Annotated in this window: 16 protein-coding genes and 1 riboswitch; of the genes, 5 read left to right on the plus strand and 11 right to left on the minus strand. The window is 68.3% G+C overall.

What is annotated here, in order from left to right; all coding sequences use genetic code 11:
• The first annotated feature begins 211 nt into the window (after nt 1–211).
• Nucleotides 212–1,228: a hypothetical protein gene (locus ACTRO_RS15735; RefSeq protein WP_157436248.1), complete on the plus strand. Its 1,017-nt coding sequence runs from the start codon at nt 212–214 to the stop codon at nt 1,226–1,228.
• 27 nt (nt 1,229–1,255) lie between these two features.
• Here the strand turns inward: ACTRO_RS15735 and ACTRO_RS15740 are convergent, their stop codons facing one another.
• The 4 genes from ACTRO_RS15740 to ACTRO_RS47230 all read right to left on the minus strand — a co-directional run bounded on the left by ACTRO_RS15740 (nt 1,256) and on the right by ACTRO_RS47230 (nt 3,644).
• Nucleotides 1,256–1,726 carry a hypothetical protein gene (locus ACTRO_RS15740; RefSeq protein WP_157436250.1) on the minus strand — a complete coding sequence of 157 codons (471 nt, stop codon included), beginning with the start codon at nt 1,724–1,726 and terminating at the stop codon, nt 1,256–1,258.
• A 129-nt stretch (nt 1,727–1,855) separates the two neighbouring features.
• A complete protein-coding gene (locus ACTRO_RS15745; protein ID WP_157436252.1) occupies nt 1,856–2,251 on the minus strand; it encodes a hypothetical protein in 396 nt (131 codons plus the stop codon).
• Between the two features lie 163 nt (nt 2,252–2,414).
• Nucleotides 2,415–3,146: a hypothetical protein gene (locus tag ACTRO_RS48905; RefSeq protein ID WP_051450898.1), complete on the minus strand. Its 732-nt coding sequence runs from the start codon at nt 3,144–3,146 to the stop codon at nt 2,415–2,417.
• A 9-nt stretch (nt 3,147–3,155) separates the two neighbouring features.
• A riboswitch (cyclic di-AMP (ydaO/yuaA leader) is annotated at nt 3,156–3,376 on the minus strand.
• A 58-nt stretch (nt 3,377–3,434) separates the two neighbouring features.
• Nucleotides 3,435–3,644: a hypothetical protein gene (locus ACTRO_RS47230; RefSeq protein ID WP_157436254.1), complete on the minus strand. Its 210-nt coding sequence runs from the start codon at nt 3,642–3,644 to the stop codon at nt 3,435–3,437.
• A gap of 423 nt (nt 3,645–4,067) precedes the next feature.
• Here ACTRO_RS47230 and ACTRO_RS15755 point away from each other — a divergent pair, with 423 nt between their 5' ends.
• The gene (locus ACTRO_RS15755) at nt 4,068–5,483 is read left to right on the plus strand and encodes a GH1 family beta-glucosidase (protein ID WP_034263837.1); all 1,416 of its coding nucleotides are present in this window, start codon (nt 4,068–4,070) and stop codon (nt 5,481–5,483) included.
• A 44-nt stretch (nt 5,484–5,527) separates the two neighbouring features.
• Here ACTRO_RS15755 and ACTRO_RS15760 read toward each other — a convergent pair whose 3' ends face one another.
• Entirely contained in the window at nt 5,528–6,619 is a 1,092-nt protein-coding gene (locus ACTRO_RS15760; protein WP_034263838.1) for an HBL/NHE enterotoxin family protein, read from the minus strand.
• A 121-nt stretch (nt 6,620–6,740) separates the two neighbouring features.
• The gene (locus tag ACTRO_RS15765) at nt 6,741–7,667 is read right to left on the minus strand and encodes a hypothetical protein (protein WP_157436256.1); all 927 of its coding nucleotides are present in this window, start codon (nt 7,665–7,667) and stop codon (nt 6,741–6,743) included.
• Nucleotides 7,668–8,076: 409 nt separating this feature from the next.
• Between ACTRO_RS15765 and ACTRO_RS15770 the strand changes: the two genes are divergently transcribed.
• Together ACTRO_RS15770 and ACTRO_RS43375 are read left to right on the plus strand one after the other, a co-directional pair.
• Nucleotides 8,077–8,433 carry an effector-associated constant component EACC1 gene (locus ACTRO_RS15770; RefSeq protein WP_051450899.1) on the plus strand — a complete coding sequence of 119 codons (357 nt, stop codon included), beginning with the start codon at nt 8,077–8,079 and terminating at the stop codon, nt 8,431–8,433.
• Nucleotides 8,417–11,221: a serine/threonine-protein kinase gene (locus ACTRO_RS43375; protein WP_051450900.1), complete on the plus strand. Its 2,805-nt coding sequence runs from the start codon at nt 8,417–8,419 to the stop codon at nt 11,219–11,221. Before ACTRO_RS15770 ends, ACTRO_RS43375 begins: the two co-directional genes overlap by 17 nt.
• Nucleotides 11,222–11,263: 42 nt before the next feature.
• Here ACTRO_RS43375 and ACTRO_RS15780 read toward each other — a convergent pair whose 3' ends face one another.
• The 5 genes from ACTRO_RS15780 to ACTRO_RS43385 form a co-directional block, all read right to left on the minus strand.
• Nucleotides 11,264–12,445, minus strand: coding sequence for an FAD-dependent oxidoreductase (locus tag ACTRO_RS15780; RefSeq protein ID WP_034263840.1), 1,182 nt, complete (start codon nt 12,443–12,445; stop codon nt 11,264–11,266).
• Nucleotides 12,442–13,221, minus strand: a complete 780-nt coding sequence (locus tag ACTRO_RS48105) for a VC0807 family protein (protein ID WP_034263842.1) — start codon at nt 13,219–13,221, stop codon at nt 12,442–12,444. Before ACTRO_RS48105 ends, ACTRO_RS15780 begins: the two co-directional genes overlap by 4 nt.
• A gap of 78 nt (nt 13,222–13,299) precedes the next feature.
• Nucleotides 13,300–14,031: a MerR family transcriptional regulator gene (locus ACTRO_RS43380; RefSeq protein ID WP_051450901.1), complete on the minus strand. Its 732-nt coding sequence runs from the start codon at nt 14,029–14,031 to the stop codon at nt 13,300–13,302.
• Nucleotides 13,974–14,570 (minus strand): hypothetical protein, encoded by a 597-nt coding sequence (locus ACTRO_RS48910; RefSeq protein WP_211244273.1) that lies wholly within the window; start codon nt 14,568–14,570, stop codon nt 13,974–13,976. The genes ACTRO_RS43380 and ACTRO_RS48910 overlap by 58 nt, the downstream gene beginning before the upstream one ends.
• A 49-nt stretch (nt 14,571–14,619) precedes the next feature.
• Nucleotides 14,620–15,192 carry a hypothetical protein gene (locus ACTRO_RS43385; RefSeq protein WP_157436258.1) on the minus strand — a complete coding sequence of 191 codons (573 nt, stop codon included), beginning with the start codon at nt 15,190–15,192 and terminating at the stop codon, nt 14,620–14,622.
• Between the two features lie 153 nt (nt 15,193–15,345).
• Between ACTRO_RS43385 and ACTRO_RS15800 the strand changes: the two genes are divergently transcribed.
• Nucleotides 15,346–16,236: a hypothetical protein gene (locus ACTRO_RS15800; RefSeq protein ID WP_034263843.1), complete on the plus strand. Its 891-nt coding sequence runs from the start codon at nt 15,346–15,348 to the stop codon at nt 16,234–16,236.
• The last annotated feature ends 95 nt before the right edge of the window (nt 16,237–16,331 follow it).

Raw genomic sequence — 16,331 nt, forward strand, 5'->3', positions numbered from 1 at the left:
CGACAGATGGCGCCCAGCCGCGGCCGCCTAGACGCGTCCATACGCGATGAAGAAGTCGCGATCTTCCCAGCCCGGCTGAAGGAAATCGAGGATCGCATGCATGACGCCCCAGCCATGTTCCCACGTGCTTTACAAGGGCGGTTGCACCGTTGGCCGAGCCCTTGCTAACCTCGCCCGCCTTCGTCCTCCGTTTCAATGCGACGGGAACGCCATGTCCGCCTCACGCCCCGCGCGCCACTCCATATTTTCCCTCGCAGGCGCGGCAACCGTGGCCGCCTTGCTCGGCGTGACCATCGTGGCCGCCGCGTCGACGGCCGAAGCCGCGGGCACGGCGGCCTCGACCTCTGCCCCCGCCGCTTCGCTGGGCGGCTGCGACTCCCTCCTGGCCTCAGTAGACCAGTACTTCGCGTCGACGTCGGCGATCAACCAGATGATCGCCATCACCGCGACCGTGCAGAACGACGGTCCCGACTGCCTGGTCGAGCCGCAGGTCACCCTGAGCACGATCCCGAACTCCGTCAAACTGGTCTGGCCCAAGGTCTTCTGGAAGATCGACGGCTCCTGGACGAGCGCCACTGCCGTCCCCGGCTCCTGCCCGACGCTCGGGGGCGACGCCAGGGACGTGTGCGCCACTGCCACCCTGCCGGATTACCTGCCGGTCAAGGCGGGCTCGACGACGATGGAACTCGGCCTGGAGTTCACCTCGTGGAACGACTCGAACTACGGCTTCGCCAGCGTGGCAGCGCTCTACCGCGAAGGCGTCGAGGCGCCGGGATTTCAGACCTCGTGGGCGCTGGACTGCGCGACGTGCTTCAACACGGGCACCAGCGTCCTTCCTCCGGGCGTCACCGATGGGAACTCGCCGCCCTATTCGCCTCCGGCGTCAGCCCACGGCAAGAGCGGCGCCCCAGCCGCCAGCAGCAAATCTTCCACGGGCGTGAACACGGCCGCGTCTCGCGTCGCTGCCTCGGCGACCATCGACGCTCCGCCCTCGGCGAGCCCGCAGCCATCTGCCGCGCTCACGCAAACGACCAGTGCCGTGCCTCAATCGGGCCAGTCAACCGCCGCGCCCGCCGTAGACCCCGTCGCCCTCGCCACCTCTGACTCGGCAGGCAAGCAACACGGCGGCACCTTGCTCGCGACGGGCGTCGGAGCGCTTGCACTCGTGGCGCTGGGAGGGACCGGCGTGTACTTCCGCCGCAAGAGGCGGCGCGGCGAGGAAGGCTGACCGGCAGGGAACCAGTGCCCGTCCCCGTCAGCGGGGCCGCCGGCCGTAGACGGGGTCGTATGCCAGGCGTCCCGTTCTCCTCGGCACCAGGTGGAGGAAGCGCCTGTTGTCATAGATGGGAACCTGTAGCTCGGCCGCGACCGTGATCATCTGCTTCAGGCTCCACTCGGCCTTGGTCCGCATGAGCAGGGTGCCGTCCGGTCCGCAGAAGGTGATCACCTTCGGGTAGTAGTGGATCGCACCGAGCCGACTGCGCGCCACCCGCCGGGGCACGTTCGACTGCATGCGCACGTAGCCCCGGGTGACGATCACCTCGGCCTCGGTGACCTCCAGCCGTATCGAGCGCCCTGCGGCCCAGGCGAGCAGCCAGAGCAGCAGCAGCGCGCCGAACGAGTAAACGCCATGCGGCTCGCTCACGGCGGCTTCAACGCACCCCCCGGCAAGGACCCCCCATGAGATCACGATGCTGGGTTGCCACCACGTCGGCGTGATGATCATCTTCTCCCCCCGTCCCATGAGTCCCCGTCTCATTAGTCCCCGTATCAACGTGTCAGCATTCCGTCACCTTGGGAAGGTTGAGCGGCCCGCAACCTTTTGCTCGCGCGCGGCACATGGGCGGGCTCGCGCTCACTTGGCGGCCCACTCCGCCGAACTCGGCCGGGCGACTCGCCAGACCTCGGCGATTCGGTGGAGGTCGCCCGTTCGCATGATGAACGCGACCGCTCCAGCCGACGAGACGGCCTGCTCGACGAACGCATCCGCCGCTGCCTTCGCAGCCGCATCGGAGAACTGCCACCGCGGGACCCACACCCCCGTCCAGTCTGGATTCCTCGCTTCACCGGACTTGACCACGAGCTCATCGACGACCCCCGGAGCAGCCGCGGACAGCTCGAAGAGCCGCGAGTCGCTGCCGTCCTGCGTCTGCTGATGTTCCGCGAGCAGACGGAAGTACCAGGCGCCGTGAATCCCTTCGATCTCGAGGAAACCGAGCGTCGGTCCGTCCACCCAGTCGAGCGCGGCCACCCGGGCGATCTCAAGCCTCGAGCCGATCGCCCTCGCCAGCCTCTGTTCCGGCTCGCTCAACTATCGCCCCCTCATCTCTGGATGAGCTACCAAAATAACGACGAACCCCTCCCGGTGTGTCCGGGAGGGGTTCGTCGTGTGCTGTGTGTGGTGCTGGGTTTTATCAGTGGTTGACGATGGTGGAGACGATGTGGGCGGCCTGGTCTTCCCACTGCGAGTACAGGGAGCCGTTGAAGGAGGCCTGGACGTCCTGGGCGGCGCGGTGCAGGGACATCGACTGGTAGCCGGAGGGGAGGTTCTTCAGGAACGCCTTGGCCGCGTAGGTCGGGTCGTTGAGCTGGCTCGGGGTGCCCCAGCCGCAGGACGGACGCTGCTGGAACAGGCCGAGGGAGTCGTGGTCGACCGCGACGTTGAGGTTCTGGAGCTTGGACTCCTGCATCGAGGTGGCAACCGCGATGGTCGCGGCGTACGGGGACAGGTGCATGTCCTCAGCGGCCTTGACGATCGAGGTGGCGTTGGACCACTGGTCGGAGTCCAGGGTGATGTGCGACTGGCTTCCGACGGTGCCGGTGGGCTCGAGGGTCGCGGTGGTGGAGCCGGCGAACAGGCTGGTCGGGGTCGCGGCCTTGGCGGTGGTCTTCGCCGGGGTGGTGGTGGTCTTGGTGGTGGTCTTGGTGGTGCTGGCGGCGGTGGCCTTGGCGGTGCTCGCGGTGGCCTTCACGCTCGCGGGGGCGACGTGGGCGGTGGCGGGCTTGGCCGGGGCGGTGGCGGCGGAGGCGGTCAGCGGGGCGACGCCGACGCCGACGGCGGCCAGGGCGAGCGCGGCGGCGGGGTAGCGGCGCGGGCTGGAGATGAAGGTGCGGAACGCGGAGGTGGACATGCGGTTCTTCAGCACGAGTTCTAGAGCCTCTCCTTCGGCCGCCTACCGGGTTAGCTGACGGGTTCGGGCGGAAGGGGAGTTCGCCCTACAGCCCCCACACCGGGCGACGAAGACACGGACGCATAAGCACGTCGTGGGCGTCGTTGGTGAAGAGGGGGCCGATTCACCCCGGGGGACCGGCACGGTTGAGTGCCTGGTACTCATTGGGTCCCCGGCTCCGAGGATGGTCGCTGCGGGAGCTTCGTCGAACCGCTGCGCCGTCCTGTCGGACTCGGCGGGTGCGACCGGTGCCGGAATCTACTTTCACGGCGTGGGCCGGTGCACAACGAAAACAATACCCACTTTGACCGGATTGTCCAAATCCTCCGAAATTACCCACACCGAGTAATCGGACAGTCGCCAAGCGTCGAGGAAAACCCACCCGGCGCCCTGTCGAAAACGCCCCAGAAGTCGACCTGAAGCGAGCCTGACCAGCATGTTCGCGGCACGGATGGTCATTTCGACCGCATTCATCGCAATAAGTGCGGAACCGATTACCGAGCGTAAAAGGAATTCTCGAGCGCTATTCTCCGCATCTCCCGCGACACGTTGAGCGACGACTCCTCTATTGCCGTCGCCGCGCAGGTCTTCGTGATTACTCTGCGTAATTCACCGCGGCACGGACCCGGCTGACTTCCGTACGGAGCGCGAAGGGTGCGTTCCCTCTTTCGCAGAGGACTACTTCCGCAGGACCAGGCGGCCTTCGGCGCCGCTACGCCGCAAGTACGAACATTGACGGGCCTTGCCTCGGCCGCCCACGGCCCTTCCCCACATGACTCCACGCGAATGGTGTGGCATGATCACGACTTGCGGCCGGAGTACCGGGCCACGTGGGGCGGATCAGCTGTCTTACGGGTATCGCCGCGCCTGTCATCGAAGGACGAGGGACACGACGTCATGGGCATCACCGACGACTTCCGCGTGAGCGGTCTGAAGTTCCCCGACGGGTTCGTCTTCGGCGCCGCGACAGCGGCGTATCAGATCGAAGGCGCGGCCACCGAGGACGGGCGCGGACCGAGCATCTGGGACACCTTCAGCCATGTCCCCGGCAATGTCGAGAACGGTGACACCGGTGACGTCGCGATCGACTTCTACCACCGCGTCGACGAGGACCTCGACCTCGTCAAGAGCCTGGGCCTGTCCGCCTACCGCCTCTCGATCGCTTGGCCGCGCATCCTGCCGGCCGGCACCGGCGAGATCAACGAGGCCGGCCTCGCCTTCTACGAGAAGGTCGTCGACGGCCTGATCGCACGCGGCATCGAGCCCATCGTGACGCTCTACCACTGGGACCTGCCCCAGCCGCTCGAGGACCGCGGCGGCTGGACCACCCGCGAGACCAGCTACGCCTTCGCCGAGTACGCGCGCGTCGTCGGCCGGCGCCTCGGCGACCGCGTCGCCGTGTGGACCACGCTCAACGAACCGTGGTGCTCGGCCTACCTCGGCTATGCGAGCGGCAACCATGCTCCCGGGCGCCGCAGCGAGATCGGGGCGCTGCAGGCCGTGCACCACCTGAACCTCGCCCACGGCCTCGCGCTCATCGAGCTGCGCAAGGTCGTCAAGCGGCCGGACGCCAAGTTCTCCGTGACCAACAACTTGGCGATGACGTACGCCGCGGACCCGGCCAATCCCGAGGACGTCGACGCGAAGCGCCAGCTCGACGCCCTCCAGAACCGCGCGTTCACGGACCCGCAGCTGCGCGGCTTCTACCCGCACGACCTGCTGATGGACACCAAGCACATCACCGACTGGTCGTTCGTGCAGGACGGCGACCTCGAGTTGATCAACCAGCCGATCGACATCGTGGGCATCAACTACTACTGCACCGGCACGGTGCGCCGCGGTCCCGAGCACCCGACCGAGGGCACCGTGCACCCGGGCGCCGCGTGCGTCGAATCCGTCGAGCAGCCCGGGCCGTACACGGAAATGGGCTGGAACGTCGCGCCGCAGGGCCTGTACGACCTGCTCGTGGCGACGCACGAGGCTTATCCCGAGTTCGAGATCATGGTCACCGAGAACGGTGCGGCCTACCGCGACGAGCTCGTCGAGGAAGACGGCGTCAAGCGCGTGCACGACCCCGAGCGCGTCGACTACCTGCAGCGCCACCTCGTGTCCGCCCATCGCGCGATCGAAGCAGGCGTGCCGCTGACCGGCTACTTCGCGTGGTCGCTGATGGACAACTTCGAGTGGGCTTTCGGATACTCGAAGCGGTTCGGCATCGTGTACGTCGACTACGCGACCCAGGAGCGCACCAAGAAGGACAGCGCACTCTGGTACGAGAAGCTCGCCGAAACGGGCGTGATCCCCGAAGCGTAGCCGTGGAGGCGGTGCCGTCGTCCCGGCGCCGCCCGCGTGGCGCCTCAGCCTCTCGCCGCGGCCAACTTGCGCACCAGCGCGCCGGGAGTCGTCCGGAGGTCCATGACGGGGTCCACCGTGATCACTTGATCGAGAACACGATGGATCTCGGACGGAACGGCCCCGGCTCCACCCGGCGCGGCGAGGGCCAACGCGTTGCCGACCTTCTGCGGCGTGGTGCTTCCCTGCTTCAGCTCGGCCGTCAGGGCGCCGAGGTCGTCGCGGATCCGGGTCCAGGCGTTGACCGGGGTCTGGGCGATGGCCGCCGCCACACTGGCCGCCCAGTCCAGGCCCTTGAGACCACTGACGAGTCCACCCGCGAGGGCGGTCTCCGCATTCGACCGGGCCCGCTCGGCTATCAGGTCGGACTTGGCGTCCATCGCCTCGGCCAGAGGTCGCGATACGTCGTCTCCGCTTCCGCCGATCGCGGCGATGGCGACGCCCCCGACGACCACCGCCATGGATGCGCCGGCGACAGCCGGCTCGGCAAGCGCTCCGACGCCGATCCGGATGCCGCCTTCGGGATCGGCGAGGCCCGACTCCACGACTTCGGTGAGCGCCCTGTGAATTCTGTCGTCGATGTCACGCAGCTCGGCGCCGATCGACCTCAACGCGCCGTCGTTGCCATCGGCCGCGACCGCCAGGCCGGCGGCGGCCTTGTCCATGTCCGCAAGACTCTGGACGAACCTGGCTCGCAGATTCCGCAGGCCATCGGCCAGACCCACCGCCTGCTCGTTGAATGAGGCAACCTGCTCCTGCACGGCGGTCAACAACGCGATCGCGGCCGCCACGTCCGAGTCTTGTTGCAGCGCGCCGGCGAGATAGCTCTGAGTCTGGAAGTACTCGGTGAAACCCGTGATCGTTCGAGCTGCCGTCGGCACCGCCGTGTTGAGGCACGCGAACGAGACCTCCCCGGCAGCGCGAACGGCGTCGTTGATCGCGGCCGCGTACGGCGCCAATTGGCCCGAGCTGAACCCGACGCCCCGCTGCTCCTGCATGCTGAGAGCGAAACCCTGAAGAATCAACGTGTGGGCGGCCACACGGGCAACCGCCGAACCCGCGATCCGCGCGGTGGCGTCCAGGTCAGTGCCAGGCATGGTTGGCTCCCTCGATTCAGCGGCGGCTGGAGGCGGAACGGCCAGAACCGTACACGCCCGACGCCTGCCCGCGGGTGGGAATCAGCAAACTGCTGGAGATCGGCTTCGACGATCGCTGCGGCTACTGCCTGCGCACTCGCCTCCGGGCGAGCAAGCCCCCTGCCAATCCGATCGCCACCACGATCCCCGCCGCCCATAACGCGAGCGGCGTGCTGCTGGACGTGTACGCGGCGTCGAGGCGCTCGGCCGGTGAGGAGGAGGACGGCATGGGGCTCGGGGCGAGAGACGGGATCGCCGCTGCGGATGAGGCGGGCGGACTCGGCAAGGCTGACGGGCTGTGGCTCGGCGGGGCGGAGTGCGTGGGACGGGCAGCCGAGTGGGTCGGCTTGGCGGTGTGTGTGACGGTGTGTTGTTTGCTGTTGCCGGTGCCGCTCGAGCCGGATCCGCCAGCGCTCGACCCGGACCCGCCGCCGCTCGACCCGGTCCCGGACCCGTAGCCGAAGGTGGTCTGTGGCATGTTGTAGTCGAGCAGCCCGGGCGTCGGCTCCCCCGTCGCGGTCTCGAGAGTCCAACTGCCGATTCCGTTGGTGATGACGTGTTCAGTGCCCTGCTTCGCGGGGGCGCCGATGGTCACGTGCGCCTCCCAGGTGAAGGTGCCGTGTGGCGCGATGGTGGGCGGGTTCGCGTAGTCGTAGTTCCACGACCCGTTCGAATCGATGCTGCTCGGCGGTTCCCAGGCCCCGGTGGTCGGGTTCTTGAACGTGACGGTGATCCCCTTCGTCTGTTCGAACCCGCCCTGCGCCTTGTTCCACATGCCGATGAATGCGTCCTCGGCGACGATCCGGTCCGGCGAGCTCGACTTGACCGTCACCGTGACCGTGAAGCTCCCGCCGACGGCAAGGTGCGACGGAATGCCGCTGAAACTCGCCGTAGCGGCACCGGCGGGCGGCGGGGTCGCCGTCGAGGCCTGAGCCCCCTGGCTTCCCGTGAACACCACCGCGGTCGTGGCCACGGCCAAGGTCACGGCATGCCCTGCCAACCACCTCATAGTTATCCCCTCCACGCCCCAACGACCCCTGCCCGTATTAGGCCGTTGATCAATATCCCACTCCGCTCGAACGCGGGCAAGGGCCCGGTAACCCGCGGGTTCCCATTGATCCACAACGGCTAGCGGGAGCCGTTCGCCGGTTCCGGCTCCGGCTGCGGTTCCGGCTGCTGTGCCGATCGACTTGGGGACCGGTCCCCGACGTGACGGCGTGATTCCCGGTAACTTCGGCATCGGAGGGACAGCGAGCGGTATCGGACCGTAACGTGAGGTTGCGCGTGCTCAGCCGTCGAACCATCTGTGGTCTGACACACTGTCAGCTCGTAAGGCCTCGGCTCGGCGCGGCAGTGCGGATCTGCGGGCGCGCCGGACGGAAACACAAGCAGGCGAGCGGGAAGGCGCGACGGGACACATGACCACCGAACTGCGCGTGTCGTTCAATGACGCGGGTCAGATGAGCGATCTCCAGGAGTGGCTCAGCAAGATCAAGGGTGTTCATGCGACGCCTGTGGCACGTCCCGCGGAGGGCAACAGCCAGGGTACGGCGTGGGATTTCCTGTCCGTGGCCTGCGAGACCAGCGGGCCGGTGGTCGTGGCGCTGCGTGCGCTGCAGAAGTGGCTCGAAGCACGGGTGACCACGATCGAGGTGCGCGTCGGCTCATCGGTCTTCAAGGTGCACAGCGCCGACGCGGCGGACTTACTGCCGAAGATCGAGCAGGCCGCCCGGGCGCTCGGAGCAGCGGGGGCCGACAGTGAACCGCCGCAATGACATCGACTTCGATGCGTCGCGCGCCATCCTGCTGGCAACCTCGACCTACAAGCCGACGAGCAAGATCCTGACGCCCTTGCCGGCGGCGGCGCGCAGTCTGGCCGAGATGCGCGAGCTGTTGATCGACACCTGCGAATGGCCGTCCAACCGCATCACGTCGCTTCCGGAGCGGCGTCACGGCGGCCTGCTGCCCAAGATCACCAAGCTGATCGAGAACGTCGACGACGTCCTGCTGTTCTACTACGCCGGCCACGGCCTGCCCATCCCCCAGGACGGCCGGTACGACCTCGGGCTGGGGCTCGCCGACACCGACGAGGCCGCGTCGCTGCGCAGCTCGACGTCGTTGCGGGTGCGCGATCTGCGCGAGCAGATGGAGGCCTCCCGGGCTCGCGTCAAAATCCTGATCCTGGACTGCTGCAACGCGGGCATCGCCACGCACTACGCAGACCAGATCTCCTCGCGCGGCGCGCCCTCGCCGGCCGCGGGAGTGAAGCGCAGCGGCGGGACGTATATCTGGGCGGCGTGCGGCCATGCGCAGGAGACCTACTTCGAGAAGCAGGACGGGGGCCTGACGTACTTCACGAAGTTCCTCGCCGAGGCCGTCCGGGACGCGCGCGAGCTACCACCGCCCGGCGCCGACATCGCAGACCTCAATGACGAGGTCGCCCGCCGGTTCGAGCAGGCCGCCGAGAGCGCGGAGTTCTTCGACGTCCCGGGTCCCGAGGTTCACCACAGCGGGCGCCCGGACGGGTTCCGTTTCGTGCGCAGCCGGGGTGCTGCGTATTTCGTGCCCCCGCACCGGTTCGAGAAGCTCGAAGCCGAGGACCCGAAGAAGGTCGGTCCTTACACGCTCAGAGCGCGTCTGGGTTCGGGTGGGGTCGGACGGGTCTATCTCGCCACCGGCAAGCAGGGCGAGCCGGTCGCGGTCAAGGTGCTGCATCCGGAGTACGGCCGCGATCCCGCATTCGCCTCGCTCTTCGCGGCGGAATCACTCCTCGCCCGCAGGATCCGCAGCAGGTTCGTCGCGCGGATGCTCGAGGCGGAACCCACCGGCGCCAGGCCCTGGCTCGCCATGGCGTATGTGTGCGGGCCGTCGCTGCAGGAGCTCGTGGCGCAGGTCGGTCCCCTGCCGCCGCGCGACATCCTGAAGATCGCGGCGGGCGTCGCCCAGGCACTCGAGGCCGTCCACGCGACCGACACGGTCCACCGGGATCTCAAGCCCGCCAACATCATGGTCGATGAGACCGGCCCCAAGATCATCGACTTCGGGATCGCCAAGTCGGTCGCCGCCACCAAAGCCGCTACCACGCACCGCAACCTCGGCACGCCCGCCTACAAGTCGCCCGAGCAGATCATGGGCAAGAAGGTGACCGGCAAGTCGGACGTCTTCAGCCTCGGATCCACGCTCTACTTCCTCGCCACCGGGCGCAACGCCTTTCAGCCGGAGGAGGAGGGAGAACTGGTCGCCTACACCCATCTGATCTGCTTCACCGAGCCCGACTCGAGCGGCATCGACGGGGACGTGCGCCGGCTGATCGAGGCCTGCCTGGCCAAGGATCCCGGCCGGCGACCCGACCCGGCCAAGCTGATCGCGATGTGCCGCACCGCGCTGGGCGAGCTGACCACGGACGCCCCGTTGCCGATCGACGCGGCCGGCGGACCGGTCCGGGCAAGGGCGCAGGCTCTGCGGGCGCTGCTGACCGCGCCGGAGAAGCCGACCATCGTGGTGGGCGGCGGCGGGGGGACCACGGAAGAGGTCAGGGGCGGGAACGGCGGGAACGGCGGCAAGGGCGGGAACCCGAAGCCGCCAGGCGGTGCCGGGGTGCGGGCGCTGCTCACGGCAGCCGCCACACTGCTCCTGATCGTCGCGGTGGCCTGGCTGCCGTCGCACTGGCACAGCCTCGTCGAGACCTCCGCCAACGGGCCGGGAAACCCCTCTTCGTCGCCGGCCGCGCAGGCCCTCTACTCCCAGGACGTCTCTCAGAACGGCCCGCCGGACGACGGGCAGACCACTACCCAGCCTGCTCCGCCGGATTCACCATCCGCTGCGGCGTCCTCGGATGAGCCCAGCCCCACGCCAGCCACCTCGAGCGCGCCGGACCTGTGGCAGTCCGCGCAGGCCGGCGAGTGCTTCGCGAACAGCGGGTCCTTCGCCAAGCCGATTCTCCAGCAGGCCTCCTGCACGTCGGGGAACTTCCGGGCCGTCTCGGTGCTCACGGGTACCACGGACAACTCGGGATGCTCGAACGCGCGGAACGTCGACTACCGGGCGACGTCCTTCAGCGACGAAGTAGTGCTGTGTCTGACGTACCTCGACGGCGGTGACAGCGGCGACACGGTGAGCGCGTACCACGCGACCCAGGGCACGTGCGTCATCGGCCAACTCGGTACCGACAAGACCTGGTTCGAGAACAACTGCGTCATCGGCGACTACGTAGTGGTAGCCCGGCTGACCGGCACGACCGACAACTCGCAGTGCCATTCGTACTCGAACATGGATCTGACGGAGACCTACACCGCCGGCTACAGCCAGCTCGACGTCGTGCTCTGCCTTTCGGTCAACTACCCCGACGCCGCCGGCCACGCGACGGTCAACACGTGTCTCGCCACGAGCGACTTCAAAGTCGGCTCGTTCGAGAACGTGCCGTGCAGCGAGGCGAACGTCGTCGTGACCGGGCGCATCAACAAGTACAGCGACGGCGCGTACTGCGGGTCGTACGGATGGACATCGTGGCATTCGGGCCTCGACGCGTCGATCACGTACACGGTGTGCTTCCGCAGGCTCTGAAGAATGTCCTGAACAAGGCCCTGAACAAGGTCCTGAACTGGATCAGCTTCTCAGCGAGGCGCGTACCGCTTCGAATCCGTAGTCGGTCATCTCCCGCTCGTAGTCGCCGATCGCCTGGACCAGCTCCTTCTCACCCCGCTCGGCAGCGGCGAGCTCGGATGCGAGTAACGCGGCATCGCGCAACGCCGTGTTCGCGCCGGAACCGCGAGCGGGACTCATCGCGTGTACGGCGTCGCCGAGCAGTGTCACCCGGCTCGGCTGCCACCGTTCGATCGGTACCGCGCTGCGGATCGGAACCAGCGCTGTTTCTTCGGCGATGGCGTACTCCACCAGTCGGCGCAGGTCGGGATGCCACCGTCGCATCGTCGCCAGGGCCGCCGCGTGCAGCTGTATCGGGCCGAGGCCGTCGAGTGGTCCCGCGAACCGTTCGGCGGTGCCGGTCAACGCCCACATGAGGTAGGGCTGCACTGGGCTGAGGCGTACGTCTGGCGCCAGACGGCTGGCGGCTGCCGGTGGCGCCTGCCGGAACTCGAGCACCCCGGTCGCCATGCCCACGCCCCTGCCGACCACGGCGGTGAACCCGTCCCACGTCGCAGCCGGCACCAGGGGCCGGGTCCGGTCGGTGAGCGGTGTTCGGCCGTAGACGCAGATGGACCCGGTCTCCTGCACCCGAAGTTGCGGAAGATACTGCTGCCGGATCGCGGACCCGACGCCGTCCGCCGCCACCAAGACGTCCGCGAACGCCTCCGTCCCGTCGGCGAATCGCACGCGCACCCCGTCAGCGGACTGCGAGAAGCCGGTGCACACGCGCCCGAACTCGATCACATCGTCCAACCGGGCGGCGAGCACCTCGCGGAAGGTCTGCCGGTTCACCGACGTCGAGAGCGTCTTCGGATCGAGCGGATCTGCCGGATTCGACGGGCTCGACGGGCTCGACGGATCGGTCGGCAGCCCGAGCGGGATGCGGCGCAGCAGTCGCAGCCGTTTGGTCACCACGGTCATCACCGTGCTCGGCCGGCCGGCGGTGGCGATGCAGAGCTCGTAGAGGTCAGCGGGCAGACAGGCGTGCAGCGCGCTGCCGGCATGCAGGTGCAGCCGATATCCCTGCGCCCGCGAGTCCAGGGCGCTGTCCCGCTCGTAGACCGTGACGTCGAGACCCGCGCGCGCCAATCCCTGGGCAAGACAGAGCCCGCCGATCCCCGCACCGACCACGGCGACCTTCATCGGGCGGCGTCCGGGGAGGTGGTCGACCCGTCGGCCGACGCAGTGCCCGCCGACGGCCCGGATTCGATCGCATCGAGCGTGCGCCGCACACCCATTCCGGTCCGCCCGGCATACAGCGCGGTGCATCCCAGCAGCACCGGCACCGCGATCACCGGCACGAGCCCGGGCACCGCGGCTGCTGCGCCGAGCGGCAGCGAGAAGGCAAGGACCACTTCCGTCGCCGCCGTGGCGAGCAGAATCGCCGACCAGCCGAGTGCCAGGACGCGCAGGCAGCGCCGGAACGCGCCTCCGGCGGCCCACACCTCGTCCCACAGCGGACGGTTCTCGGCGATGCCCTGCGTCAGAACCGGCCGGAACACGAAGAACGTGACGGGCTTGCCGCGCAGGCAGGAGCCGAGCGTCACGATGCCCGCGGCCAGGGGCCAGAGCGCGTCCTTGACAACGAGAAGACGGACGTCGCCCGAGGAGAGCGAGAGCAGTGCACCGAGCGCGAACGACACGAGCACCGCGATGCCCAAGCCGTCGAGATGACGCCGCCGCACCACTTCCCACACCTGCCTCGGCACGCAGGTGAGGCCGCCCGACACGAGGGCGAGCCCTGCCGTCGCGCCCAGCGACCGGGCACTGTAGTAGACGACGATCGGCGCGATCAGGTCGCCGAGCAACGGCTTGAGCAGCGCGCCGGACCGCCCGCGCGCCGGTGGTGCCGCCGGATCGGGAGAACCCTGCGGCATCGCCGGGTCCGTGGCGGCCGGGGGTTCGGTGGTCATGGTCATCGTGCTTCCTTCCGCGTTTTCGGGCAGCCCGAAGGCACTCGTGGCGCTGCCGGGATTTCGTAGAGGCTTCGACTATCGCTAACGGCCGGCGCGAGCCTCGTCGAGGTAGGCGACCAACGCGCCCCACTCCCCGCCGCTCTGCTCGGGGCTGCGCTCTCCCCGGTCGAGCCACATCTGCCGTACGGCCGCCCCGATCGAGGCGTCGGCCCCGCGGATCATCGAGGAAAGTTCGTCCAGGCGGTCCACGATCCTGCGGACGACCGGATCGGACGACGGGGTCCCGGCCCGCAGCTCCTCCAACGCGTCCGCGTAGAGCCGCGGCATCTCCACCCCGACAGCGTGTTCGGCGACGATCCCGAGATCCGTCATCCGCCGCTGCATCGCCTCGATCTGCTCCTGGCTGAGGTATCCGGCCAGGTCATGCGTCAGCTTGATGATCTCCAGCAGGCCGGTGCCGTCGTCCTGCTCGCCGCCCTCGGCCTCCCTGGCCGCCAGCAGCTGCTCCCGCAACCGCTTCGCGGCCCGGATCTGCCGGTCCACCTGGGCCAGCTGCTCGTCGATCACGCCGCGCACCTGGAGGTCCTGGGCCAGCAGCTTCCCGATCTGCTCCAGCGACAAGCCCAGCTGACGCATCGCCGTGACCTGGTAGAGCACCTTGAGATCCGCGTTCGTGTAGAGCCGGTGCCCACTGACGGTCCGCCCGGACGCCACCACCAGCCCGATCCGGTCGTAGTGGTGCAGCGCCCGGACGGTCAGCCCCGTCGCGGTCGCGACGTCGCCGATCCGCCAGATGCGCTCCTCAGTCCCCATGCTCCGAAGCATGACACCTTACGTAACGTCAGGTGCAAGCCCCGAATCCGAGTACGTTCACGTTCGGCGGGAACAGTCGTTATCCGCGCTCGGCGGCGTACGGCGGGATCGTCCATCGCAAGGCCGTTTTTCCGCCACTCCGTTCGTTCCAGAGTGACCGGGTAGGCCTGGCCGAAGCGGCGCTCGCCACGATGCCGCATGGAATGGTCGCCCTGGTCCCACTCGATGCCCAGAATGCCGCACCCGGCGACGTCCATCGCGCCGACGTGCAGCGGATGCGACCACCCCGCTCGCTGAAGCCGGTAGAAGTCGATGTGCTCATCACACGCGACCATCAGGCCGATCTTCCCTGTCCTGCTCTTCGCCCAAGTCCGCAACGCCTCCGCTTTGGCTTCGGCCTCATCCAGCGGCAAGTCCAACCAGCCCCGTGGCCTTTCGGGGCTACCGAGCCGGTCGCCGCCGAACTCCGCATAAACCGCCTCCGCATGCCGACCCCAGTAGGCGACATCAGCCAGCCCGTTCGTCGAGCCGTCGCTCACCCCTTGATTGTCCGCACACCAACGGCTGGGCGCCAGGCGGCGACGGCGATCACATGCTCCAGCCGTCCTCGACCTCTTCGATGAACGGCTCGTCGTGTTCGACGAAGCTCTCGTACAGCTCTTCGGGTGCGTCCTCATACGGGTAGTCGGCAACGATCTCGGGATCGATCGTGCACGGTCGCGGGATGAGATCCGCCCACGCTTGCGGGTGGGCCGCCGGCATGACGTCCAGACAATCCGTCACGGACGTCGAGTCGCGCCACCGCATCACGGGCTGCTCCATGAACGCATGGTCCTCCTGCACCGGGCACCACAGGATCTGGAGCAGGTCAACTCCCTCGGGGTGCGGCAGCTCCGGCACATCGCGCACATAGAGCTGAAGCGCCGGAGTCAGCGGCGACACCCCCGCAATCGTCTCGCCGCGCAAGCCCTGATGATCCGCGTGGGGACATACCGGCCACGGTTCTGCCGCGGGCCACAAGAGCGGGCCACCGATCGAACTCTGGCGAGTGGTTGGATTGCCGCGCCGCGGGTGCAGCCGGGTAGCGATGCGCGCCAACGGCCGCAGCTCGGGGAACTTGGCTTCGACATCGACCGGACGCGGGGGCGTGGTAAGGGCCACGGGCGAACTCCAGGTGACTCAACAGCATGACGGATCACGGGCAGATGCTAACGCGTCATGCGCGAGAGCCGTTTTGTCATCTGCACTTTGACATTGATTCCCACGGCTGCGACAGGCTACTGTTCGGCTGATTGCTTGACCTTGGAGGGGGAAATGGCAACCAGACGGACGCTGGTCACCAGCGTGTGCGCCGCCGTGCTGGCCGGCTGCGCACTGTCGTTCGCCGCGCCTGCGGCGTCGGCTTCGAGCGTCGAACTGAAGATCACCGAGAGCTGGAGCGGCACGCTGCCCCAGCGCGTCGAGCCGGGCCAGACGGTGACGCTGCTCACCTCGTTCGGCCAGAGCACATACAACAAGCCGGTTCAGATCAGCGGGCTGAGCTTCGAGCTCTGGACCAAGGGCACCGTGGTGGACCACGAGGTCCAGGTGCAGTTCATGAACCCGGTCACGCACGCGTGGGTCACGATGGGCCCGGACGGCTCCCAGAACTGGACCTACGAGTTCGACACGTTCCTGACCGAGGAACCGGGCAAGACCTATTCCTCCGGTGTCCGTTTCACGATCGCGGACTCGGCTCCCGCCGGCACGTGGAGCCTGATGCTTCCGACCGTGGGGGGCGTGACAACGCAGGATGAACTCCCCTACGGCGCGATCTCGTTCCCGTACGGGCCCACCCGCACGTTCACCTTCAAGAGCTCGACGTCCCGCCCGCCCACGACCACGCACTCGACGGCGCCGTCGTCAGTCCACCCGACGCACGCGGCTGCGAAGCCCAGCCCGTCTCCGCGCCACATCGCGACGTCGGCCGCACCGGCCACGCCGGCCACACCGACTCCTGCGCCGTCGAGCCGAAGCGCGATCGCGCCCGCGCCGAGCCCGAGCGTGGCGGTCGCATCGGCCACGCGGATCGACACTACCCTCGCCGCGGACGATGAGCCGCCGAGCACCGCCTCGCCGGGGCTCGCAGCCGGCGCCGCAGGGGCAGTCGTCGTGGCACTGCTCGGTTTGGGGTTGTGGCGCAGGCTTCGCCGACGCGGAGTCTGATCCAGGGCTGGACAGCTGCTTCGCGCATTCCGTATGTGTCCTGCCGCGGGCTTTCAAATCCGTTGGCAGGGCCGCGGAGGCGTGATTGAGTCGAC

The sequence above is a fragment of the Actinospica robiniae DSM 44927 genome, assembly GCF_000504285.1.
Lineage (GTDB): Bacteria > Actinomycetota > Actinomycetes > Streptomycetales > Catenulisporaceae > Actinospica > Actinospica robiniae.

Bases quoted from the DNA above. Each gene is read 5' to 3' on its own strand.
- ACTRO_RS15735 (WP_157436248.1), top strand. From the start codon at position 212: ATGTCCGCCTCACGCCCCGCGCGCCACTCCATATTTTCCCTCGCAGGC.
- ACTRO_RS15740 (WP_157436250.1), bottom strand. From the start codon at position 1,726: ATGATCATCACGCCGACGTGGTGGCAACCCAGCATCGTGATCTCATGG.
- ACTRO_RS47230 (WP_157436254.1), bottom strand. From the start codon at position 3,644: ATGAATGCGGTCGAAATGACCATCCGTGCCGCGAACATGCTGGTCAGG.
- ACTRO_RS15755 (WP_034263837.1), top strand. From the start codon at position 4,068: ATGGGCATCACCGACGACTTCCGCGTGAGCGGTCTGAAGTTCCCCGAC.
- ACTRO_RS15760 (WP_034263838.1), bottom strand. From the start codon at position 6,619: ATGCCTGGCACTGACCTGGACGCCACCGCGCGGATCGCGGGTTCGGCG.
- ACTRO_RS15765 (WP_157436256.1), bottom strand. From the start codon at position 7,667: ATGAGGTGGTTGGCAGGGCATGCCGTGACCTTGGCCGTGGCCACGACC.
- ACTRO_RS15770 (WP_051450899.1), top strand. From the start codon at position 8,077: ATGACCACCGAACTGCGCGTGTCGTTCAATGACGCGGGTCAGATGAGC.
- ACTRO_RS15780 (WP_034263840.1), bottom strand. From the start codon at position 12,445: ATGAAGGTCGCCGTGGTCGGTGCGGGGATCGGCGGGCTCTGTCTTGCC.
- ACTRO_RS48105 (WP_034263842.1), bottom strand. From the start codon at position 13,221: ATGACCATGACCACCGAACCCCCGGCCGCCACGGACCCGGCGATGCCG.
- ACTRO_RS43380 (WP_051450901.1), bottom strand. From the start codon at position 14,031: ATGGGGACTGAGGAGCGCATCTGGCGGATCGGCGACGTCGCGACCGCG.
- ACTRO_RS15800 (WP_034263843.1), top strand. From the start codon at position 15,346: ATGGCAACCAGACGGACGCTGGTCACCAGCGTGTGCGCCGCCGTGCTG.